Below are 21,125 nucleotides of genomic sequence, written 5' to 3'. Positions count from 1 at the left end.
GTAGGGGTGCTCAGTGCCGCGGGAACGACGGCGGGCGGTGCTCAGGGGCGCTCCCCCAGCCGGCCGGCTCGGGGCCGAGGTGCAGCGTCAGCTCGCCGCCGCGGTGCAGCTCGGCGGCGGTGATCCAGCTCGCTTCGAGCGGTGCGCCGTTCAGCTCCGCCGACTGCACGTACTGCACGGGGCCACCCGGCACCGGCTCGACGAAACCGGTCGTGCGCAGCTCGACGTCCGCCCCGCCGACCGCGATCGAGGCGCGCGCGAAGGCCGGCGCGTTGACCAGGAGCAGCCCCTGGCCGGCGACGGGGAAGAGCCCGAGGCTCGCCCAGACGTACCAGGAGCTCAGGCCACCGGAGTCGTCGTTGCCGGGCAGACCGCCGCGACCCGCGCCGAAGCGCTGGTGCAGCACCCCGTGCACGATCTCGGCCGTGCGGTCGGGCCGGCCCGCGTAGTGGTACGCCCAGGGCGCGTCCATGTCGGGCTCGTTGTTCAGCCCCTCGAAGCGGCCGAGGGCGGAGCCCGCGAGCATCTCCGCGCGGTCCGGGCGCAGTCCCGGCTGCACGACGGGCTCGGCGCCGTAGCCGAAGAACTCGTCCAGCTGCGCGACGAAGGCGTCGTCGCCGCCGCTGATCGCGATGCGGCCGGCCATGTCGTGCAGCAGGCGGAAGGAGTAGTTGTGCCGGGTGCCCTCGTAGTAGGTGGAGTCCTTGAGCAGGCCGGAGCGCAGGTCGTAGGCGTTCACCCACTGCGCCGCCCGCTCCTCGAGCTGGTCGGCGAGGAGGTGGTCGCCGACGTGCCGCGCCACGACGGCGGTGCACCAGTAGCCGTGCGCGAGGTCGAGGGTGTGGCTGATCGGGTGCGCCTCCCCCGCCGCCAGGAACTCCTCGCCGTAGGTGCGCTTGAGGTCCTCGCCCATGTGCACGAGGGCCGCCTCCCAGTCGATGCCGGGCAGGCCGAGGCGGCAGAGGTCGGCGAGGAAGGTGTGCGCGAGCGCGCTGCCCTGGCGGGAGAAGCGGTCGCTGCCCTTGGCCATCCGGTAGCCGATCGGGAAGTTGCCCTCCTCCTCGCAGATGGTGAGCAGCGCCGCGCCGATCTCGACGGCGCGCTCGGGCAGGAGCGCGGTGAGCAGCGGGAGCTGGGTGCGGTAGATGTCCCACATGGTGCTGAGGTCGAAGACGAACGGGCCGTCGCTCGGCCAGAACGGGCTCTCGTCCGGCGCCAGGCAGGGCTTGATCAGCGAGTGGTAGAGCGCCGTGGCGAAGACGGTCTCGCGCTCGGGCGAGGGAGTGTCCACGGCGATCGTGCGCAGGCGCTTCCGCCAGGTCTTGCGGGTGCGGTCGCGGCGCTGGTCGAAGCCGCCGGTCGTCGGCGGAACGTCGCGGTGCAGGTTCTCGCGGGCGCGCTCGGTGCCGCGGAGGGAGAAGCCCATCCGCAGCTCGACGGTCTGGCCGGCCGTGCTCGGCCCGGCCCACATCAGCCCGAACGGGCGCAGGGTCGTCGGGCGGATGTGGTCGAAGTCGAGCCGGGTGCCGCCCGGCATCAGCCGGCGGTCGTACCAGAGCATCTGCCGCCACTGCAGGGCGTCGCACTCGAGGTGGACGGCGAGCGGCGCGCCCTCCATCACGACCTCGCCGGCTGCGACGCCGGGCGAGATCGAGTGCAGCTGCGCGCGGAGCGGGATCGTCGCTCCGGACGGGATCGCGAGACCGCCGAGCGAGAGGTCGACGACCACGCGGGCGCTGCGGTGCTCGGGGAAGGTGTAGCGGTGCACGACCGAGGCGGGGCCGACGGTGAGCTCGGCGCGGATCCCGGAGGAGAGGGTCGCGGCGTAGTAGCCGGGCTCGGCGACCTCGTCCTCGATCGCCCAGCTGCGGCCGAGCTCGTCGAGCGGCTCGAGCATCGGCGTGACGCGGAGGTAGTTGTAGTACTTGCGGATCGCGCCGGTGCCGGACTGCTGGAAGTGCGTGAAGCCTGAGGCGACGAGGCCGTCCTGGATCGTCGGCGGGACGCCCTCGAGCGCAAGGTCGTAGCGGCCGTAGCCGGTCGGGTAGGCGCCGGAGTAGGAGCAGGCGGACACCATCCCGAGCGGGAAGGTCGCGCCCGGGTGCGTGTTGCCGATCTGCGGCTTCGGCGACCACCAGGTCGCAGCGAGCCCGGTCGCGTCCGGGAGCAGGGTCGCCTCGGTGCCGAGGAACGGGTCCACCCGCTCGATCACCGGGTGCCCACCCGTCCGTACTCCGCCGCCGCCATGCCGTGACGCTAGGCAGCCCGGGGGGACGCAGGGTGTCGCCCGGGTGTCGTGCGGACGACGGGTCGGCGACCGGACGGGGCCGCCGACCCGTCGCCGCGGGCCTAGGGGATCGGGCGGCTACGGGATCAGGCGCTCCGCGCGGTAGCGGTCGAACAGGGCCGTGAAGGAGTCGACGGTGCGGTGGTGCACGCCGAAGCCGGCCAGGCGCGACTTGCTGATGTCGGTGACGACCTCGATCTGCCGGCCGAGGTCGGCGTCGGTGTGCCACCAGGAGGCGACGCGCTCGAGGTCGGGCTCGATCAGGTCGTGCTCGCGGACGAGGCGCTGCCAGACCTCGTCGGCGCCGGCCATCTGCTGCTCGAGGGGCTGCGGCTCCTCGCCGGGGCCGACGGGCTCGACGCCGAAGTACTCGGCGATGCGCGCCCACATCCAGCGCCAGCGGAAGACGTCGCCGTTGACGACGTTGAAGGCCTCGTCGCGGCCCGCCTCGCTGGTCGACGCCCAGAGCATCTGCTCGGCGAGGACGGTGGAGTCGGTCATGTCGGTCAGGCCGTTCCACTGCGTGAGCGAGCCGGGGAAGACGAACGGCGTGCCCTGCGCGCGGTGGATCGACGCGGCGACGGCCAGCGTGAGGCCCATGTTCATCGCGTTGCCGACCGCGTGGCCGATCACGGTGTGCGAGCGGTGCACCGACCAGGTGAAGCCGTCGCGCTCGGCGGCGGCGAAGAGCTCGTCCTCCTGCGCGTAGTAGAAGTTGGGCGCGTCGAGGCGCTCCTCCTCCTCGTGGAACGGGGTGTCGGGCATCGCGCCCTGGCCGTAGGCCTCGAACGGGCCGAGGTAGTGCTTGAGCCCGGTGACCAGCGCGACGTGCTGGAGCGGCGCGTGCGAGAGCGCGGCGAGGAGGTCGCGGACCATGCCGCCGTTGACGGCGATGTTCTCCTCCTCCGTGGCCTGGCGCGACCAGGCGGTGAAGAAGACGTGGGTCGGCTTCTCGTCGGCGAGCACGCGCTCGAGGTCCTCGGCGGAGCGGAGGTCGGCGGAGAGCGGGGTGACGCCGGGGCGCTCGGCGATCGGCCGACGCGAGAGGGCGGTCACGGGCCAGCCGCGCTCGGTGAGCAGGTCGACGAGGGCGGAGCCGCCGATGCCGGTGGCGCCGACCACGAGGGCGCGCTGCTCGGGAGCGGGGACGGTGGACGGGTCTGCTGCGGAAGTCATCCCTGAGGACAACGCACGTCCCGGCCCGGCATTCCTGGACGGGTCAGCCGACGGCGGGCAGCGGCTCGCCGTGGCCGTCGAAGGAGAGCTCGACGCCGGCCTCGGCGCACTCGCGGGCGATCAGGTCGAGGGCGTTCCAGAAGGACGGATTCCGCACCGGCTTCCGGGCGAGGGTGCTCTGCAGTGCATACTTCGCCGAGCGCGCCGCGTCGACCGCGGTCGAGGTGGCGGACTCGTACTTCAGCGCGTCGAGGGCGGCCTCGAACGCCTCGCGGTTCGCCGTCGCGGGGTCCGCCGCGAAGACGTTCCACGACTCCTCGACCGGAGGGCAGAGGGCCGGGTCCTGCGTCTGCCCGGGGAGCGCGCAGCCGGTGAGGAGGAGGACGGGCGCGGCGAGGAGCACCGCCGCCGCTCTGCTTCTCCACCTCATCCGAGTGAGGGTACCGTCCGTCCGGGATCGCAGTGTCGGAGGCACGGGGTAGCGTCGGTGGGTGCGTGCTCCGTGGAAGATCCGTGAACCCGGGGCGCGGCTCCCCCGCGACGTGAAGGTCCTCGGGATCGTCGCGTTCTTCGTGATGCTCGGGTTCGGCGTCGTCGTGCCGGTGCTGCCGGTGTACGTGCGGAGCTTCGGGGTCGGCTACGTGGAGGTCGGGGCGGTGGTGTCGGCGTTCGCGCTGATGCGGCTGGTCGCGAATCCGTTCGTCGGGCCGCTGGTCGACCGGGTCGGCGAGCGCATCGTGCTGGCCGTCGGCATCGGGATCGTGGCGGTCTCCAGCGCGCTCGTCGGGCTGGCCGGCGACTACGCGCACCTGCTGCTGCTGCGCGGGGCGGGCGGGATCGGCTCCGCGATGTTCTCGGTCGCGGCGATGACGCTGCTGCTGCGGACGGCGGATCCGGAGCGACGGGGCCGGTCGATCGGCTTCTACCAGGGCGGGTTCCTGCTCGGCGGCATGGCGGGGCCGGCCGTCGGCGGCGTGCTGACGGCGATCTCGTTGACCGCTCCCTTCTTCTTCTACGCGGGCACGCTCGCGATCGCCGGGATCGTCGGGCTGGTGCTGCTGCAGCGGCCGGACCGGGACGCCGAGGCGGCGGTGACTGCGGTCGCCAAGCCGATGCGCGAGGTCGCGCGCGACCGGCGGTACCAGAGCGCGGTGCTCGCGAACTTCGCGCTCGGCTGGTCGGCGATGGGCGTCCGCGCGACGCTCGTGCCGGTGCTCGTCGTCGAGGGGCTGGGCGACGAGCCGGCCTGGACGGGCATCGCCTTCGCGATCGCGGCGGTGGTGCAGACGATCGCGCTGGCGCCGGCCGGGCGCTTCGTCGACACGGTCGGGCGGCGGCCCGCGCTGATCGGCGGGTTCGCCGTCGCGGCCGTCGCGATGCTGGCGATGCCGCTGGTGCACGAGCTGTGGCTGCTGATCGCGCTGCTCTGCGTGTACGGGGCGGCGGCGGCGTTCATGGGGACGGCGCCGGGCGCGCTCGTCGGCGATGCGGCGGGCGAGCGCGGCGGGAAGCCGGTGTCGTTCTTCCAGGCGGCGTCGGACCTCGGCGGGGTCGTCGGGCCGCTGCTGGCGGGGGCCCTCGCGGACGCGGCGTCGCCGACGGCGGCCTTCGCGTCGGCCTTCGTGCTGCTCGGGCTGACCGCGGTGGTCGGACTGCGCGTGCCGCGGCGCTGACCGCCGCACCATGCACTTCGGCACGCCGGTGAGACGTCCCGCACTGGTCGAGGCGTCCAGCAGCACCTGGACGCCTCGACCGTTCGAGGACGTCTCGGCGCGAGCGGGGTCAGGTGTTGCGGCCGCGGGCGTCGACGGGCCAGGTGGCGGTGGTGCCGTCGGCGCGGAGGACGCGGTAGTCGTCGGCGAGGTTGACGGCGACGCAGACGTGGTTGGGGGCGATGCGGATCCGGGTGCCGAGCGGCAGGTCGACCCCGGTGATCGTGGCGTGGTGCTCCGAGAGGACGGTGATGCGGGCCTCGGGGTGCTCGAGGAGGCGGCCGAAGCCGGTCGAGGCGGCGCCGCGGTCGGAGGAGAGCACCTTGCTGCCGGCGTCGGCGATCAGGTGGTCGTCGCGGCGGGCGACGATCGTCGCGAGGACCGTGACGGCGATCGACTCCGGGCCGATGGTGCCGATCTCCCACTGCTGCGCGTCGCCGAGGGCGGAGACGCCCGGGCGCAGCTCGGTGAGGACGCCCGCGTCGGCGAACTCGAGGGACGGGGTCGAGCCTCCGCTGATCACGCGGGCCGGGACTCCGGCGTCGGCGAGCGAGGCCGCGGCGGCGCTGAGCGCGGCGGCCTCGTCGCGGGCCGCGGCCCGGCGGCCGTCGAGGGCGTAGCTGTGACCGGGGAAGGTGAAGACGCCGACCACGTCGAGCCCGGCCTCCGCCGCGGCGGCGGCCACCGCGCCGGCCTCCTGCGGCGGCACTCCGCTGCGGTGGTGGCCGGAGTCGACCTCGACGACGACCTCGAGGCCGGCGGGGATCGCCGCGGCGAGCCGGCGCGCCGACTCCGCGGAGTCGACGCCGACCCGGACCCGCGCCCGCTCGAGCACGCCGCGCAGCCGGGCCGCGCGCTCGGCGTCGAGCCAGAGCGGGTAGGCGATGAAGAGGTCCTCGACACCGCCGGCCGCGAACACCTCGGCCTCCGACACGGTCGCGACGGTGAGGCCGACCGCGCCGGCCGCCAGCTGCCGCCGGGCGATCTCGATCGACTTGTGGGTCTTGGCGTGCGGGCGCAGCGCGACGCCCCGATCGCGGGCCGAGCGGGCGGTGGCCGCGATGTTGCGGTCGAGGACCGCCTCGTCGAGCACGAGCGCGGGCGTGGGGACGCTGTCCGGGATGCGAGGCACGGGGCGATCCTAGGACGGCTCTCCTCTACGGTGAAGGGGACGACGAGCGGCGGGGGCGGCGACTCGACCGAGCCGCAGACCCGAAGGAGTGCCGCATGCGCGAGCAGGACGCCCGATCCCACCACGAGGAGTCCTCGGCGCGCGCGGCCTCCTTCGGTCAGGGCATGCTGACGGCGACGTACGCGCTCCGGCACGAGAAGGGGCTCGACGTCGTGTTCCTGCTCCGCGGCACCGGCCACGACTTCCTGATCGGCATGGGCGCCGCCTCGGACGACTTCCGCTCCGTCCTCTCCATCGGCCTCGACAGCCGCGACGGCGTGCTCCGCCCCACCGCGAGCCACACGATCGACGGCCGCCGCCGCGGGGTCCCGGCGCGGGTGGTCTTCCGCAGCGACGGAGCCCTGGTCGTCGAGGCGAGCCCGCTGCCGCTGCGCGACCGGCCCGCGTCGCTGAAGTGCTGGTCGTTCGTCCGCTCGGGCGAGGACGAGCACTACTCCGACGTCGTCGGCTTCGTCGCGCCCTCGCTCGCCGCTCTGCCGCCCGTGCCGCTGAAGACGCGGCCACGGGCGCACAGGCCCTAGGGTGTGGTCAGGCCGGTCCGCCGCCGGTCGCCCGCGCCCGACGGAAGGCCGAGCTCCATGGATCCCGACGACTCCCCGACCCTCGAGCAGGCGCCGCCGCAGCGGCGGATCGTCACCACCCGCACCGGCGCCGTGGTCGCGGTCGGCGTGCTCGGCGCGGTGATGCGCACCGAGGGTGCGATCTACGGCACGGTGCTCTCGATCACGCTGATCGCGGTCGGCTGGGACAAGGACACCGACCTCGACGTCCTGCTGTTCCTGCTCGGCTCGGTGACGGTCTTCTGGGTCGCGCACCTCTACTCCGGGACGATCGCGCGCCTGCCCGAGTCGGATCCGACTCCGCGCACGGTGCTCGCCGCCGTGCGGGACACCGCCCGGCACTCGATCGGGATGATCGCCGCGATGGTCGTGCCGGCGCTGCTGCTCGCGCTCGGTCCGCTCGGGGTGCTGGACGAGTGGACGGCGTACTACCTCGCGCTCGGAGCGGGTGTCGTGATCCTCGCGGCGCTCGGCTACCTGATGTCGGCGCGGCGCGGCAGCTCGTGGAAGCGTCGGGTGCTCAGCACGCTCGTGACGACGCTGCTCGGGTTCGTCGTGGTGTGGCTCAGCACGCTGGTGCACTGAGCTGCAGGTGCACTGAGCTGCTGGTGCACGGAACTGCTGGTGCACGGAACCCTCGACGGGCGACGGGCGCGGCTGCCAGGCTGACGGGATGACCTCTCAGCCCTCCGCGCTCCGCCCCTTCGGCCCGTCCGGCGCCCTGGTGACCCGGCTCACCCTCGGCACCTCCTGGAACCCCGACCGCGTCGGCTCGCTCGACACGGTGCCCGCGCTCGAGCGCGTGCTCGACTCCGGCGCCAGCCGCCCCGTCTCGGTGATCGACACCTCCAACGAGTACGCGCTCGGGCACAGCGAGCGGCTGATCGGCGAGGCGCTGCGGGCGCGCGGCGGGGTCCCGGAGGGGATCACCGTCGTCACGAAGCTCGACCGCGACCCGGAGACCGGCAGCTACTCGGCCGAGCGGATGCGCCGCAGCCTCGACGAGAGCCGCGAGCGCCTGGGCATGGACGTGCTGCCGCTGCTCTACCTGCACGACCCGGAGCGGATCTCCTACGACGAGGCCTTCGCCGAGGACGGCCCGGTTCGCGCGCTCGTCGCGATGAAGGATGCGGGGGTCGCGCTCTCGATCGGCATCTCGGGCGGGCCCGCGCCGATGCTGCGCCACTACGTCGACACCGGGCTCTTCGACGCGGTGATCACGCACAACCGGTTCACGCTGGTCGACCGCTCCTCCGAGGAGCTGATCGACGCCTCCGTCGCGCGCGGCGTCGTCGTGGTGAACGCGGCGGTCTACGGCGGCGGGGCGCTCGCGCGCTGGCCCGAGCCGGTCCGCAGCTACGCCTACGCGCCGGCGCCGCAGGAGATCGTCGACGCGGTCGCCGCGATGGGCGAGGCCTGCGAGCGGGCGGGCGTGCCGCTCGCCGCCGCCGCGCTGCAGTTCTCGACACGCGACCCGCGGGTGACGACGACGGTGGTCGGCGCGACGAGCGCCGAGCACTACGACGCGTTCGTCGCCGACGACGCGCTCGACATCCCGGACGCGCTGTTCGAGGAGCTGGAGTCGCTCGCGCCGCCGAGCTCGGTCTGGCAGGAGGCGCCCGGGGCGACCTGGCCGCGCTGAGCGGGGCGGCGGCAGGGCGCCGTCGGGCATACCCGGGCCGCTCCGTCGGTTGGCCCTGAGATGACCGACGCACCTGGCACCACCACCGACTCCCCCGCCCTCTTCCAGCCGCTGACCCTCCGCTCCCGCACGGCGCGCAACCGCGTCTGGGCCGCGCCGATGTGCCAGTACTCGGTGGAGGCGCAGGACGGCGTGCCGACGCCGTGGCACCTCGTGCACCTCGGCTCGCTCGCGCGCGGCGGGGCGGGGGTCGTGATCGTCGAGGCGACCGGCGTCGTGCCGGAAGGACGGATCAGCCCCTGGGACACCGGGCTCTGGAACGACGAGCAGCAGGCGGCCTGGGCCCCGATCGTCGACTTCGTGCACGGGCAGGGCGCCCTCGCCGGCATCCAGCTCGCGCACGCGGGCCGCAAGGCGTCGACCTACCGCGAGTGGAGCGGGCACGGCTCCGTCCCCGTCGATGAGGGCGGCTGGGAGACGGTCGCCCCCTCCGCCGTCGCGTTCGAGGGCTACGCGGTGCCGCGGTCGCTCGACGTCGAGGAGCTCCCGGGCCTCGTCGAGGCGTTCCGCGCCTCCGCCCGCCGTGCCGTGAACGCGGGCTTCGACGTGATCGAGCTGCACGCGGCGCACGGCTACCTGCTGCACCAGTTCCTCTCGCCGCTCTCGAACCACCGCGAGGACGCCTACGGCGGATCGCTGGAGAACCGCGCGCGGCTCCTGCTCGAGGTCGTCCGCGCGGTGCGGGCCGAGATCGGCGAGCTGCCGCTGCTGGTGCGCTTCTCCGCCACCGACTGGGCCGAGGGCGGCTGGACGCTCGAGGAGACGATCCGGGTCTCGGAGTGGGCGCGCGACGAGGGCGTCGACCTCTTCGACGTCTCGACCGGCGGGCTCGTGAAGGGCACCGACATCCCGGTGGCGCCGCTCTACCAGGTGCCGTTCGCGCGCGAGGTGGGCCGGGCGACCGGCGCTCCCGTCGGGGCGGTCGGGCTGATCACGACGGCGGAGCAGGCCGAGGGAGTGGTGGCCGGCGGCGACGCGGACGTGGTGCTGCTGGCGCGCGAGCTGCTGCGCGACCCGCACGCGCCGTCGCGGATGGCGCGCGAGCTGGGGGCCCCGCTCGGGCTGGTGCCGCCGCAGTACGCACGGGCCTGGCGCTGAGACGACGAAGGGCCGGGGGCGTCACCGCCTCCGGCCCTTCACATCGTTCTGCTACTTCTCGTCGGCCTCGCCCTCGGAGTCGCTCGGGGCGTCCTCCTCGGGGTTGAAGTGCGAGTCGCCCGAGACGCCCAGGGCGATCCCGTCCTCGGAGTCGGGGATGGTGCCCTCGGTGCCGAGGCCGCCGTCCTCAGGAGTGCCGGTGTCCGGGGTGCTGTCGTCCGACATCGGGCTCAGGCCTCGACGTCGCCGCGCCAGGCGCCGTCCGGCGAGCCCTTGGACTCGATGTACTCCTTGAAGTTCTTGAGATCCTTCTTGACCGCGTGGCTGCCGGCGCCGACGAGCGAGCCGACGGTCTCGAGGAAGCCCTCGGGCTCCCAGTCGAGCTGCACGGTGACGCGGGTCTCGGTGTCCGAGAGCTTGTGGAAGGTGACGACGCCGGCGTGGTCGGTCTCGCCGCCGGTGCTGTTCCAGGCGACGCGCTCGTCGGGGTGCTGCTCGGTGATGTTGGCCTCGAACTCGCGCTCGACGGGGCCGACCTTCACCTTCCAGACGGTGAGGACGTCGGTGACCTGCTGGATGGACTCGACCTCGTCGAGGAACTTGGGGAACTCCTCGAACTGGGTCCACTGGTTGTACGCGACGGACACGGGGACGTTGACGTCGACGGTCTCGATGATCTGCGACACGGTAGTGCTCCTTGATGTCTCACTCGGTGTGCGGCAGGCCGCTGCTGCGGTCGCCTCCCTCGACGGTAGAGGCGAGCCACCTGGGAGTTCAGGTGGTTGCGGCTGGACGCAGACGTGGTACAACCCGGGAGCGGGCGGTGGACCTCGAGACGCCCGCTCCGCGGGCTACTCGATCGACATGAGGCGCGGACCGCTCCGCATCATGCTGGTCGAGCAGCCGCGCAGCGGCGTATCGAGACCCGCGGGTCAGTCGTCGGTGCCGGCGTAGCGGTAGGCGGTGAACGTCGGCGTGCCGGTCGTCGCGTAGAGGCCGAGGACGCGGCCGGTGAAGGAGGTGGCGGTCTCGGCGGTGAAGGAGCGGCCGTCGATGCGGGCGAGGGTGCGGGAGACGCCGCCGGCCTCCGCGCGGAGGACGAGGAAGTCGCTCGTCATCTGGCCGGGGCCGAAGCCGACGCCGCCGTCGCGCTCGGACTCGAGCATCAGCGTCACCGGTCCCTCGGGCAGCTCGGCGGTCCACTCCTGCTCGAAGGAGGGGATCACGGCGCGGGCGGTGATGCGCGTGCCGGAGCCGGTGGACTCCGCCTCGACGGACGCGAAGGTCGTCTCGTCGTAGCGGACGGCGAGCCCGCCGACGCCGGCCGAGACGTCGGCGACGACCGAGGCCTGCATGGTCTGGGTGAGCTGGCGGCGGCCGATGAACGTGGGCTGCGGGTGGCGCAGGGTGCGCCCCTCCCCCAGCAGCGACAGCCGGCCGTCCTCGACGGTCGCGAGCGCGGTCGGGAGGCGGCGCACGCCGATCCAGCCCGCGTCGAGCGGCCCGGAGAAGTCGACGTCGTCGCGCAGCGGACCGCGCGGCGAGAGCGCGACGGGCTCGGCGACCGGCCAGCCGTCCACCCAGGTCACCCGGGTGACGAAGGTCTCGCGGCCGAGCGCCGAGAAGGCGCGGGTCGCCCCGCGCGGGCGGACACCGAGCAGGACGATCAGCGTCGAGCCGTCGGGGCCCTCCACCAGGTCGCCGTGGCCGGTGTTCTGCACCGGGCGGGTGGTGCCGCGGGCGGTGAGGAACGGGTTGCCGGGCGCGGTCTCGAACGGGCCGGTCGGGGCGTCGCTCCGGGCGATCGAGACGCCGTGGCCGCGCTCCGTGCCGCCCTCGGCGATGAGGAGGTACCAGACGTCCCGGCCGTCGACCGAGCGCCGGTACAGGTGCGGCGCCTCCGGGAAGCCGCCGCCGGTGCCCGACCAGAGCGAGCGCGGCTCCTCCAGGATGCGGCCGGCCGCGAGGTCGACCCGCACCTGCTGGATGCCGAGGTGCGCGCCGGCCTCCTCGCCGCTCAGGATCAGGCCGGAGTAGGTGACGTACGCGGTGCCGTCCTCGTCCCAGGCGAGGTCCGGGTCGATGCCCTGCAGCGGACCGCCGTCGGCGTCGGTCAGGACGGTGCCGTCGCTCCACTCGCCGGCCGGGTCGGTCGCGGTGAAGACGACGGTGCCGACTCCCGCGGGGACCGAGACGATCACGTGGAAGAGGCCGTCGTGGTGGCGGATCGTCGGCGCCCAGACGCCGAGGCCGGTGGGCACCTCCTCCACACCGATCTGCTCGGCGCGGGTCGCGACGTTGCCGACGCGCTCCCAGGTCTCGAAGTCGGTGCTGCGGTACACGGGGATGCCGGGCAGGTACTCGAACGTCGAGGTGACCAGGTAGAAGACGCCGTCGACGCGGACGACGCTGGGGTCGGGGTTGAAGCCGGGGATCAGCGGGTTGGGGAAGGGCGCGCCGACCCCGCCCTGCGCGACTCCACCCGGCACGACAGCCGCGCTCATGCGCGCAGCTCCAGCTCGGTCACCAGCGGGACGTCCTCGAGCGAGGTGCCGAGGCGGATCGTGAACGCTCCGGCCTCGTACTCCCAGCCGTCGTTCCAGGTGGCGAGCAGGCGGGTCGGCACGGTCACGGCGATCTGCGCGCTCGCGCCCGCCTCGAGCGTCGCGCTCTTGAAGCCGACGAGCCAGCGCACCGGGCGCTCGACGGCGGAGTCGCGGCGCTCGGCGTAGGCCTGCAGCACGACCTTGCCGGCACGCTCGCCGGTGTTCACGACGTCGACGAGGAGCGCGACGTCCTCGCCGCCGCGGACGGGCTCGGGCGCCCCGACCGAGACGAGCTCGAACGAGGTGTAGCCGAGGCCGTGGCCGAAGACGTAGGCCGGCTCGACCTCGCTGCGCAGCCAGGCGCGGTAGCCGATGTGGATGCCCTCGTCGTAGTGCAGCTCGCCGTCGGTCGGCAGCGTGGAGAGGACGGGGACGTCCTCGATCGCGACCGGCCAGGTGGTGGGCAGGCGTCCGCCGGGCTCGACGCGGCCGAGCAGGACGTCGGCGACCGCGTCGCCCATCTCCTGGCCGCCGAAGTAGCCGACCAGCACGGCCGCGACCTCGTCGCGCCACGGCAGCAGGACGGGGGCGCCGGCGTTGACGACCACGACGGTGCGCGGGTTGACGGCGGCCACGGCGCGCACGAGCGCGTCCTGCTGGCCGGGCAGGTCGAGCGAGCTGCGGTCGTAGCCCTCGGACTCGACCGCGGAGTTGGTGCCGACGACCACGAGGGCGACGTCGGCGTCGCGGGCGAGCGCCACTGCCTCCGCGATCAGCTCGTCGGCGGGGGTGGCGTCGGGCTCGAGGCCGTAGGTGAAGCCGAGCGCGCCCTCGAGGTCGCCCTCGGCGTGCACGATGTCGTACTCGATCCGGATGTCGACGGGAGTGCCGGCCGTGACGGTCAGCGGCGCGGAGACCGACGGCGGCGCGAGCAGCGCGGCGCCGAGGTCGGAGCCGACGGCGGCGAGGGTCTCCTCGAGGAAGAGCGCGCCGTCGACGTAGACGCGGGCAGTGCCGGCGACGGCGAAGCCCAGGCGGACGGTCGCGTCGGCGGCCAGGGTGAGGATCGTCGAGAACTCGACGCGGGCCGACGCGGCGATCGGGGCGGTGCCGCCGAACCAGACCAGCGAGGTGGCGCGGCGGTCCTCGACGAACAGCTCCGCGCCGTCCTCCGCGAGGAAGCGGACGCGCTGGCCGGGCTCGCCGGTGACCGGGTTGGTGATCGTCTCGAGGACGAGCGGGGCGACGCCGTCCTGCACGACCGCGCCGAGCGCGTAGTCGACGCGGGCCTGCGGCAGGGCGGCGCGGACGCCGTCGAGCGGAGTGACGACCTTCTCGGGCAGGACCGTCGCGGATCCGCCGCCCTGGGTGCGCGCCTCGCGGGCGTTGTGGCCGATCACGGCGACGGAGGTGAGCGCCGAGGCGTCCCAGGGCAGCTCGCCCTCGTTGCGCAGCAGGACGCTGCCGGCCGCGGCGGCCTCGCGGGCGAAGGCGCGGCCGTCCTCGACGAGGACCGGCTCGGCGACGGCGGGCGCGAAGCCCTCGAGTGCGCCGACGCGGGCGGCGAGGCGGAGGATGCGGCGGACCTTGCGGTCGACGACGGACTCCTCGATCGAGCCGTCGCGGACGGCGGCGACCAGCGCCGCGCCCCACGGGCCGTCGGGGCCGGGCATCACGAGGTCCTGCGCCGCGCGGGCGCTGTCGACGGTGCGGACCGCGGTCCAGTCGCTGATGACGACGCCGTCGAAGCCCCACTCGCTGTTCAGCGGGGTCTCCAGCAGGTCGCTCTCGGTGGCGGTGGTGCCGTTGATCGAGTTGTAGGAGCTCATCACGAGCCAGGCGCGGGTCTCGACGATCGCGCGCTCGAAGGCGAGCAGGTAGAGCTCGCGGAGGGCGCGGTCGCCGACCCGGACGTCGACGGTGAAGCGGTCGGTCTCGGAGTCGTTGGCGATGTAGTGCTTGGGAGTGGCGCCGACGCCGTTCTCCTGCACGCCGGCCACGTAGGCGGCGGCGAGATCGGCCGTGAGCACCGGGTCCTCGCTGAAGCCCTCGAAGTGGCGGCCGCCGAGCGGGGAGCGGTGCAGGTTGATGGTCGGGCCGAGGACGACGTCGACGTCCTTGCGGCGCGCCTCGACCGCGGCGGCGGCGCCGTAGCGGCGGGCGATCGAGCGGTCCCAGGAGGAGGACAGCGCGGTGGCGGAGGGCAGGTTGAGCGAGGGCGAGCGCTCGTCCCAGACCTCACCGCGGACACCCGACGGGCCGTCGGAGACGAGCATGCGGCGCAGGCCGATCCTCTCGATCGGCCAGGTGGTCCAGAAGTCGCGGCCGGTGAGCAGCTGCACCTTCTCCTCGAGGTCGAGGCGCCCGATCAGCTCGGTGAGCAGGGCGTCGGCGTCGGGTCCCTCGGCCGGGATGCGGGGAGCAGTGGAGGTGTCGGTCACGGTGACTCTTTCTCTCTCGGGAGGCGACGTCGTCGTCCCTCAAAACCTAGCAGTAGTGGGTTTCTGACGGTGCACCCCGCCCGACCCCCCTCCGCGAGATGCCACTTATGACGCGATCGCGCGGCGTGTCGCGCTCATAAGTGGCATCTCGCGGGAAGGGGAGGGACGGGGGCGCGTCCAGGGGGCGGGCGTGGGCGGGCGTCAGGGGTGGGCGGCCACGAAGGCGCGGCGCTCCTCGCGGCGGGTGGCCTGGCGGACCGGGTCGGCGACCGGGGCGGCCAGGAAGAGGCGCTGGGTGTAGGCGTGCTCCGGGCGGGAGGTGACCTGGTCGCCGTCGCCCCACTCCACGATCTCGCCGTGGTACATCACGGCGACGCGGTGCGAGAGGTGCCGCACGACGGCGAGGTCGTGCGAGACGAAGAGGTACGCGACTCCGGTGCGCTCCTGGATCTCGGTGAAGAGGTCGAGGACGCGCGCCTGGGTGGAGAGGTCCAGCGCCGAGACGGGCTCGTCGCAGACGATCAGCCGCGGCTCGAGGGCGAGCGCCCGGGCGATCGCGATCCGCTGGCGCTGACCGCCGGAGAACTCGCGCGGCAGGCGGTCGGCCGCGGACTGCGGCAGCCCGACCTGGTCGAGCAGCTCGCGCACCCGCGTCGAGGCGACCTTCGCGTCGACCTTCCGCACGGTGAGCGGCTCGACCAGGATCTGCTCGATCGTCAGCGACGGGTTGAGCGAGGTGTAAGGGTCCTGGAAGACGACCTGGATCTCGGAGGAGAGCCCGCGGCGCTGGCGCCGGTCGAGGTGCGCGATGTCGCGCCCGTTGTAGAGGATCTCGCCGCCGGTGACCGGGGCGAGCCCCAGCACCGCGCGGCCGAGCGTGGTCTTGCCCGAGCCGGACTCGCCGACCAGGCCGACCGTCTCGCCGGGGCGGATGTCGAGCGAGACGCCCTTCAGCGCCTGGAACGGCTTGGCACGGAAGCCCTTGCCCGGGTACTCGACGACGACGTCCTTGACGTCCAGCAGCAGCTCGGAGGGTGCGGCGGGTGCGGCGCTCATCGGCTCGACTCCTTCACGGCGGTGGTGGCGACGAGCGGACCGCGGGCGGGCCCCTCCTCGAGGATCGCGTCGAACAGGGCGCGGGTGTAGGGGTGACGCGGGTCGGCGAAGATCGAGCGCACGGGCCCGGTCTCGACGATCCGGCCGTCGCGCATGACCGAGACGCGGTCGCACAGGTCGGCGACGACGCCGAAGTTGTGCGTGACGAGGATCATGCCCATGTTCAGCTCCGACTGCAGCTCGCGGAGCAGATCGAGCACCTCGGCCTGCACCGTGACGTCGAGCGCGGTGGTCGGCTCGTCGGCGATCAGCAGGTCGGGGTCGCAGGAGACGGCGCCGGCGATCAGCACGCGCTGGGCCATGCCGCCGGAGACCTCGTGCGGGTAGGCGTCGAAGGTGCGCTGCGGGTTGGGGATGCCGACCCGGGCGAGCAGGCCGAGCGCCCGCTCCTTCGCCGCCGCCTTGGAGAGGCCGAGGCAGATCCGCATCGGCTGCACGAGCTGCGTGCCGATGGTGAAGGACGGGTCGAGGTTCGACATCGGCTCCTGCGGGATGTACGCGATGCGCTTGCCGCGGAGCTTGGTCATCTCCTTCTCCGACAGGTGCGCGAGGTCCTTGCCGTCGAAGACGATCGAGCCGCCGGTGATCCGGCCGCCCTCGGGCAGCAGGCGCAGCACCGACCACGCGGTCTGCGTCTTGCCCGAGCCGGACTCGCCGATCAGGCCGTGGATCTCGCCGCGGCGGACCGCGAGCGAGACGTCGTGGACGACCGTCTTCACCGAGCCGTCGTTCTGGCCGTAGCCGACCGAGAGGTTCGTGACGCGGAGGATCTCCTCGGCACTGCGGGCGCCGGCCTCCTCCTCGTGCACGACGGTCTTGGGCGCCGCGGCGTCCTCGTCGAGCATCGTCTGGATGCCGATGGTGGAGAGGCTGGTCGGCACCGTCGCGGGCGCCGAGGCCGACTTGCGCTTCTTCGAGCGCTTGGCTCCGGAGGCGCTGCGCTCGAGCTCGTCGCGCATCGCGTTGCCCAGCAGGGTCAGCGCGATGGAGGTGAGCGCGATCGCGAGGCTCGGCCAGAGCATCAGGATCGGGGCGTTGAAGACGTTGGAGAAGCCGTCGTTGAGCATCGAGCCCCAGGTGGGGATCGACAGGTCGCCGAGGCCGAGGAACTCCAGTCCCGCCTGGATCGCGATCGCGATGCCGGCGACCAGCGAGGCCTGGATGATGACGGGAGCGCGGACGACGGTGAGGATGTGCCGGGCGATGATCCGGCCGTTGCTGAGTCCGGAGACCCGGGCCGCGTCGACGAAGAGCTCGCCGCGCACCGCGGTGACGGAGGCGTAGACCAGGCGGTGGAAGGCCGGCGAGAGCAGCACGCCGAAGATGGCCATCGAGAGCCACATCGACGGGCCGATGACGGCGCGGGCCGCCAGCAGGACGACGAAGCCGGGCAGCGCCATCACGAGGCCGGAGGTCCAGGCCGAGACGGAGTCGAACCAGCCGCCGAAGTAGCCGGCCAGCAGTCCGCTGGTGACGCCGATCACGACGGCGACCGCGAGCGCGACCAGGGCGCCGGCGAGGCTGAACTGGGTGCCGAAGAGCAGTCGCGAGAGGACGTCGCGGCCGGCGCTGTCGGCGCCGAGCAGGTGCGCGGCGCCGGGCTCGGCGAGCACGTCCTGCAGCGAGGCGCGGTTCGGGTCGGCCGGGGCGAGCAGCGGCGCGAAGATCCCGGAGAGGACGACGATCGCGAGGAAGACCAGCGAGACGAGCCCGACCGGGTTGTGCAGCAGGCGGCGGAAGAGGTGCGTGCGGGCGGCGCGCTCCTCCACTCCGACCGACGGGGTGCTGGCGGGCAGCGGAGTCGTGGCGGTCATGAGAGTCGCACCTTCGGGTTGAGCCAGCCCTGGAGCAGGTCGATGAGCAGGTTGACGATGACGACGATGATCGCGGTGACGAGCACGAGGCCCATCACCAGCGGGATGTCGCCCTGGGTGGTCGCGGTGACCGCGACCTGGCCGAGACCGGGGATCGCGAAGATCTGCTCGACGATGACGGCGCCGCCGAGGAGGCCGATGAACTGCACGGCGAGGACGGCGAGCGCGGGGCCGCCGGCGTTCCGCAGCACGTGCTGGAAGACGATCCGGTTGGCCGGGAGGCCGCGCGAGCGCAGGGTCCGGACGTAGTCCTGGCGGAGCGCGTCGATGACCGAGCCGCGGACCTGCTGGGCGACGCCGGCGATGCCGCCGATCGCGAGGGCGATGATCGGCAGGGTGACCGTGGCGATCCAGCCCGAGAACGAGTCGGTGAGGTTGACGTAGCCGGTGGGCTTGAACCAGCGGAGGTTGATCGCGAAGACGGTGACGAGGCCCAGCGCGATGAGGAAGCCGGGGATCGCGAAGCCGAGGATCGACACCAGCTGCACGAGCTTGTCGGCCCAGCCGCGGCGGACCGCGGCCCAGACGCCGAGCACGACCGCGACGATCGCGGAGATGATCGTGGCGCCGATGACCAGGGAGAGCGTGACGGTGACGCGGGTGGAGATGGCGGTGGTGACCGCCTGCCCGGTGAACCAGGAGCTGCCGAGGTCGCCGGTGACGGCGTGGCCGAGCCAGCCGAGGTACTGCGACCAGATCGGCTGGTCGAGGCCGAGCTGCGCGGCGCGCTGGGCGACCGCCTCCGGCGTCGCGTTCTGCCCGAGGATGCGGCGGGCGATGTCGCCGCCGCCGAGATAGAGGAGTGCGTAGGCGACGACGGAGATCAGCACCACGAGGATGATCCCCGAGACGACGCGTCGCAGGATGAACCTGGTCATCAGTGGTCCTTCGAACGGAGGAGGGCGCGGGCCTGATCAGCGGATCGGTGACTCGCGGAGAAGAGGGAGCGGGCGGGTCGACCGGAGCCGACCCGCCCGCCGATCCGGATCAGGCCGGGGTGATGTTCCAGAGGTACGGGTAGGCGTTGCCCGTCTGGGTCTCGACCTTGGTGTTCGCGTCGGTCACGAAGCTCGACTGCTGGCGGTACCAGGGGGCGAACCAGGCGTTCTCGACCGTGTAGGCGTTGACGGCCTGGACGGCGGCGGCGTAGCCGGACTCGTCCGCGGTGCGGACGGCCTCGATCAGCGTCTCGAGCTCGGGGTCGGCGTTCTTGAAGGGGTTGAAGATCGCGTTGGGGCTGAGCTCGAAGTTGATCAGGGCCCAGTCGGGGTCCTGCTGCAGCGTGAGCCAGGTCGCGGCGTACTTCGGGGCGAGGACGTCGGCGATGAAGTTGTTGCCGGCGTCGGTGTAGGTGACGGTGATGCCGACCTCGGAGAGCTGCTGCTGGATCAGCGTGAAGGTCGAGGAGCCGACGAGCGAGCTCGAGGGCATGTTCAGCTCGAAGCCGTCCGGGTAGCCGGCCTCGGTGAGCAGCTCCTTGGCCTTCTCGGGGTCGTAGGGGTAGTCGTCGTCGAGCGACTCGTCGTAGCCCTCGGAGGAGGTCGGGAAGATCTGCGTGGTCGGGGTGCCGTAGCCCTGGCCGATGGCCTTCAGCAGCGACTCCTTGTCGAACGCGTAGTTGATGGCCTGGCGGACGCGGACGTCCTTCAGGGCCGGCGCGATGGTGCCGTCGCGGTCGAGCAGCAGCAGACCGGTCCAGTTGAGCTCGAAGGCGTTGACGGTGAAGCCCGACGCCTCGATCTCCTTGAGGTCGTTGTTGTCGACCGTGTTGGCCGCGTTGACCTGACCGCCCTTGATCGCGTTCACCAGAGCGGTGGAGTCGCTGTAGACGTTGATGTTCAGGTTGTCGTAGTGGACCGAGTCCTCGTCCCAGTAGCCGTCGCGCTTGGTGAAGGCGTAGGAGGTGCCGATGACGGTCTTGGCCGCGTCGAGCTCGTAGGGGCCGGAGCCGACCGGGACGGTCTGGATGTCGGCGGACTCGAAGGCGGAGGGCGCCTCGACGAGGCCGGCGTTCTGGGTCAGGTAGAAGAGGAACGTCGGGTTGGCCTGCTTGAGGGTCACCGTGACGGTCGAGGCGTCGGTCGCGACCGCGTCGGCGAGGTCGGCCATCTTGTTCGTGTCGGGCGAGTTGCCGTCGCGGAAGCGGATCAGGTTCTGCGCGACGGCGTCGGCGTCGAGCGTCGATCCGTCGGAGAAGGTCACGCCGTCGCGGATCTTCAGGGTGAGGACGGTGTTGTCCTCGTTGTAGGTCCACTCGGAGGCGAGGCCCTCGGTGATGGTGCCGTCGGGCTCGGCCCGCAGCACGCTGTCGTAGACGGCCTGCATGTAGGGCGACTCGTTGGCCCAGTACGAGTCCGCCGCGGCGAACGTCGACAGGGTCTGGATCGCGCCGAGCGTGAGCGTCTCGCTCGAGCCGCCGGAGGCGCCGCCGCCGGAGTCGGCCGCGCAGCTGGTCAGGCCGACCATCGTGGTGACGGCGATCGCAGCGGCCGCCAGCCTCTTCCATCGGAACATCTTCGGTCTCCAGGTTCTCCCGGTTCTCCCATGAACCGGTGCCGAGGAAGCTAACACGAAAAACAGACGACCCCTAGGTTTTTGAGAGAAAAACTTCGGGCCGTTAGGTTTTCGTGATTCTCGTGACCGTTCACATCCGGGACCGCCTCTGGAACTGCGCTCTGACGGGGGCGTCTCCGAAAGCCGAATCCGCCCTGGGTTTTTGACTAAGAAACCTCAAAGGGTTAGGTTTCTCGCACCGGAGGCTCCGTGCCCCCTCGCAACGATGCGCCTGGAGGCACTTCATGGCACTCCCCACCTCTCCCCCGCGGCGACCGCGCGGGCAGTACGCCAAGACCGCCGCCCGGCGCGCCGAGATCGTGGCCGCGGGCCTGGAGGTCTTCTCCGCGAGCGGCTACCACGCCGCATCGCTGCGCGAGATCGCCGAGAAGGTCGGGCTCAGCCAGGCCGGCGTGCTGCACCACTTCGCCAACAAGTGGGAGCTGCTCTCCGCGGTGCTCACCCTCCGCGACGACCACTCGATCGTCCGGGTGCCCAGCGGCGACGCCGTGCCCGGGATCGACACCGTCCGCGCGCTGATCGACCTGGTCGCCTACAACACCGAGATCCCCGGCCTCGTCGAGCTGCAGTGCGTGCTCTCGGCGGAGGCGACCCACGCCGACCACCCGGCGCACGCGTACTTCGCGAACCGCTACCGCTTCATCGTCGACCTGTTCACCGGCGCGTTCGGCGACATGCTGACCCGCGGGCAGCTCGTGCCGGGCGTGGATCCGCGCAGCGCCGCGATCCGCGTCATCGCGACCATGGACGGGCTGCAGGTGCAGTGGCTGCTGCAGCGCGACGCCCTCGACATGCAGTCCGAGTTCCGGCGCACCGTGCAGACCCTGACCACCGTGGAGGTGTGACC

General features: G+C 72.7%; 18 protein-coding genes. 6 read left to right on the top strand and 12 right to left on the bottom strand.

The window, feature by feature from the left end; translation table 11 throughout:
* Positions 1–10 precede the first annotated feature (10 nt).
* The 3 genes from EDF36_RS09415 to EDF36_RS09405 all read right to left on the bottom strand — a co-directional run bounded on the left by EDF36_RS09415 (position 11) and on the right by EDF36_RS09405 (position 3,893).
* Positions 11–2,212 carry a glycoside hydrolase domain-containing protein gene (locus tag EDF36_RS09415; protein ID WP_123732784.1) on the bottom strand — a complete coding sequence of 734 codons (2,202 nt, stop codon included), beginning with the start codon at positions 2,210–2,212 and terminating at the stop codon, positions 11–13.
* A 153-nt stretch (positions 2,213–2,365) separates the two neighbouring features.
* Positions 2,366–3,463, bottom strand: a complete 1,098-nt coding sequence (locus tag EDF36_RS09410; protein ID WP_185020427.1) for an SDR family oxidoreductase — start codon at positions 3,461–3,463, stop codon at positions 2,366–2,368.
* Between the two features lie 43 nt (positions 3,464–3,506).
* The gene (locus EDF36_RS09405) at positions 3,507–3,893 is read right to left on the bottom strand and encodes a hypothetical protein (protein WP_148060012.1); all 387 of its coding nucleotides are present in this window, start codon (positions 3,891–3,893) and stop codon (positions 3,507–3,509) included.
* A gap of 61 nt (positions 3,894–3,954) precedes the next feature.
* Here EDF36_RS09405 and EDF36_RS09400 point away from each other — a divergent pair, with 61 nt between their 5' ends.
* On the top strand, positions 3,955–5,136 hold the full coding sequence (locus EDF36_RS09400; RefSeq protein WP_260300645.1) for an MFS transporter: 1,182 nt from the start codon (positions 3,955–3,957) through the stop codon (positions 5,134–5,136).
* 109 nt (positions 5,137–5,245) lie between these two features.
* On the opposite strand, the gene EDF36_RS09395 is transcribed toward EDF36_RS09400, so the two are convergent.
* Positions 5,246–6,307, bottom strand: coding sequence for an alanine racemase (locus EDF36_RS09395; RefSeq protein WP_221181633.1), 1,062 nt, complete (start codon positions 6,305–6,307; stop codon positions 5,246–5,248).
* A gap of 95 nt (positions 6,308–6,402) precedes the next feature.
* Between EDF36_RS09395 and EDF36_RS09390 the strand changes: the two genes are divergently transcribed.
* From EDF36_RS09390 to EDF36_RS09375, 4 genes are all read left to right on the top strand, one after another.
* Entirely contained in the window at positions 6,403–6,888 is a 486-nt protein-coding gene (locus EDF36_RS09390; protein ID WP_123732781.1) for a hypothetical protein, read from the top strand.
* A gap of 57 nt (positions 6,889–6,945) precedes the next feature.
* Complete coding sequence (locus tag EDF36_RS09385; protein ID WP_123705415.1) at positions 6,946–7,512, top strand: hypothetical protein; 567 nt, start codon at positions 6,946–6,948, stop codon at positions 7,510–7,512.
* Between the two features lie 88 nt (positions 7,513–7,600).
* Positions 7,601–8,569 carry an aldo/keto reductase gene (locus EDF36_RS09380; protein WP_123732780.1) on the top strand — a complete coding sequence of 323 codons (969 nt, stop codon included), beginning with the start codon at positions 7,601–7,603 and terminating at the stop codon, positions 8,567–8,569.
* Positions 8,570–8,629: 60 nt separating this feature from the next.
* Positions 8,630–9,727: an NADH:flavin oxidoreductase/NADH oxidase gene (locus EDF36_RS09375; protein ID WP_123732779.1), complete on the top strand. Its 1,098-nt coding sequence runs from the start codon at positions 8,630–8,632 to the stop codon at positions 9,725–9,727.
* 51 nt (positions 9,728–9,778) lie between these two features.
* On the opposite strand, the gene EDF36_RS21250 is transcribed toward EDF36_RS09375, so the two are convergent.
* The 8 genes from EDF36_RS21250 to EDF36_RS09340 all read right to left on the bottom strand — a co-directional run bounded on the left by EDF36_RS21250 (position 9,779) and on the right by EDF36_RS09340 (position 20,218).
* On the bottom strand, positions 9,779–9,952 hold the full coding sequence (locus tag EDF36_RS21250) for a hypothetical protein (protein ID WP_164874539.1): 174 nt from the start codon (positions 9,950–9,952) through the stop codon (positions 9,779–9,781).
* 5 nt (positions 9,953–9,957) lie between these two features.
* Positions 9,958–10,413: an SRPBCC family protein gene (locus EDF36_RS09370; protein WP_123446671.1), complete on the bottom strand. Its 456-nt coding sequence runs from the start codon at positions 10,411–10,413 to the stop codon at positions 9,958–9,960.
* A gap of 246 nt (positions 10,414–10,659) precedes the next feature.
* Positions 10,660–12,231 carry a glycoside hydrolase family 43 protein gene (locus EDF36_RS09365; RefSeq protein ID WP_123732778.1) on the bottom strand — a complete coding sequence of 524 codons (1,572 nt, stop codon included), beginning with the start codon at positions 12,229–12,231 and terminating at the stop codon, positions 10,660–10,662.
* Positions 12,228–14,714, bottom strand: a complete 2,487-nt coding sequence (locus EDF36_RS09360) for a glycoside hydrolase family 3 protein (RefSeq protein ID WP_221181632.1) — start codon at positions 14,712–14,714, stop codon at positions 12,228–12,230. Before EDF36_RS09360 ends, EDF36_RS09365 begins: the two co-directional genes overlap by 4 nt.
* 201 nt (positions 14,715–14,915) lie before the next feature.
* Entirely contained in the window at positions 14,916–15,770 is an 855-nt protein-coding gene (locus EDF36_RS09355; RefSeq protein ID WP_123446674.1) for an ABC transporter ATP-binding protein, read from the bottom strand.
* Positions 15,767–17,644, bottom strand: coding sequence for a dipeptide/oligopeptide/nickel ABC transporter permease/ATP-binding protein (locus tag EDF36_RS09350; RefSeq protein WP_123705419.1), 1,878 nt, complete (start codon positions 17,642–17,644; stop codon positions 15,767–15,769). Before EDF36_RS09350 ends, EDF36_RS09355 begins: the two co-directional genes overlap by 4 nt.
* Positions 17,641–18,582 carry an ABC transporter permease gene (locus EDF36_RS09345; RefSeq protein WP_123705420.1) on the bottom strand — a complete coding sequence of 314 codons (942 nt, stop codon included), beginning with the start codon at positions 18,580–18,582 and terminating at the stop codon, positions 17,641–17,643. Before EDF36_RS09345 ends, EDF36_RS09350 begins: the two co-directional genes overlap by 4 nt.
* Before the next feature lie 109 nt (positions 18,583–18,691).
* Positions 18,692–20,218 carry an ABC transporter substrate-binding protein gene (locus tag EDF36_RS09340; RefSeq protein WP_123732777.1) on the bottom strand — a complete coding sequence of 509 codons (1,527 nt, stop codon included), beginning with the start codon at positions 20,216–20,218 and terminating at the stop codon, positions 18,692–18,694.
* A gap of 284 nt (positions 20,219–20,502) precedes the next feature.
* Here EDF36_RS09340 and EDF36_RS09335 point away from each other — a divergent pair, with 284 nt between their 5' ends.
* The gene (locus EDF36_RS09335) at positions 20,503–21,123 is read left to right on the top strand and encodes a TetR/AcrR family transcriptional regulator (RefSeq protein WP_123732776.1); all 621 of its coding nucleotides are present in this window, start codon (positions 20,503–20,505) and stop codon (positions 21,121–21,123) included.
* The last annotated feature ends 2 nt before the right edge of the window (positions 21,124–21,125 follow it).

Origin of the sequence: Rathayibacter sp. PhB152, from assembly GCF_003751395.1 — a bacterium.
Classification (GTDB): domain Bacteria; phylum Actinomycetota; class Actinomycetes; order Actinomycetales; family Microbacteriaceae; genus Rathayibacter; species Rathayibacter festucae.
The sequence above is the reverse complement of the archived record's forward strand: the minus strand, read 5'-3'. Positions and strand labels throughout refer to the sequence as shown.

Coding starts and splice junctions, on each gene's coding strand:
- EDF36_RS09405 (WP_148060012.1), bottom strand. CDS start 3,893: ATGAGGTGGAGAAGCAGAGCGGCGGCGGTGCTCCTCGCCGCGCCCGTC.
- EDF36_RS09385 (WP_123705415.1), top strand. CDS start 6,946: ATGGATCCCGACGACTCCCCGACCCTCGAGCAGGCGCCGCCGCAGCGG.
- EDF36_RS09340 (WP_123732777.1), bottom strand. CDS start 20,218: ATGTTCCGATGGAAGAGGCTGGCGGCCGCTGCGATCGCCGTCACCACG.
- EDF36_RS09365 (WP_123732778.1), bottom strand. CDS start 12,231: ATGAGCGCGGCTGTCGTGCCGGGTGGAGTCGCGCAGGGCGGGGTCGGC.
- EDF36_RS09410 (WP_185020427.1), bottom strand. CDS start 3,463: ATGACTTCCGCAGCAGACCCGTCCACCGTCCCCGCTCCCGAGCAGCGC.
- EDF36_RS21250 (WP_164874539.1), bottom strand. CDS start 9,952: ATGTCGGACGACAGCACCCCGGACACCGGCACTCCTGAGGACGGCGGC.
- EDF36_RS09355 (WP_123446674.1), bottom strand. CDS start 15,770: ATGAGCGCCGCACCCGCCGCACCCTCCGAGCTGCTGCTGGACGTCAAG.
- EDF36_RS09380 (WP_123732780.1), top strand. CDS start 7,601: ATGACCTCTCAGCCCTCCGCGCTCCGCCCCTTCGGCCCGTCCGGCGCC.
- EDF36_RS09375 (WP_123732779.1), top strand. CDS start 8,630: ATGACCGACGCACCTGGCACCACCACCGACTCCCCCGCCCTCTTCCAG.
- EDF36_RS09390 (WP_123732781.1), top strand. CDS start 6,403: ATGCGCGAGCAGGACGCCCGATCCCACCACGAGGAGTCCTCGGCGCGC.
- EDF36_RS09335 (WP_123732776.1), top strand. CDS start 20,503: ATGGCACTCCCCACCTCTCCCCCGCGGCGACCGCGCGGGCAGTACGCC.
- EDF36_RS09350 (WP_123705419.1), bottom strand. CDS start 17,644: ATGACCGCCACGACTCCGCTGCCCGCCAGCACCCCGTCGGTCGGAGTG.
- EDF36_RS09345 (WP_123705420.1), bottom strand. CDS start 18,582: ATGACCAGGTTCATCCTGCGACGCGTCGTCTCGGGGATCATCCTCGTG.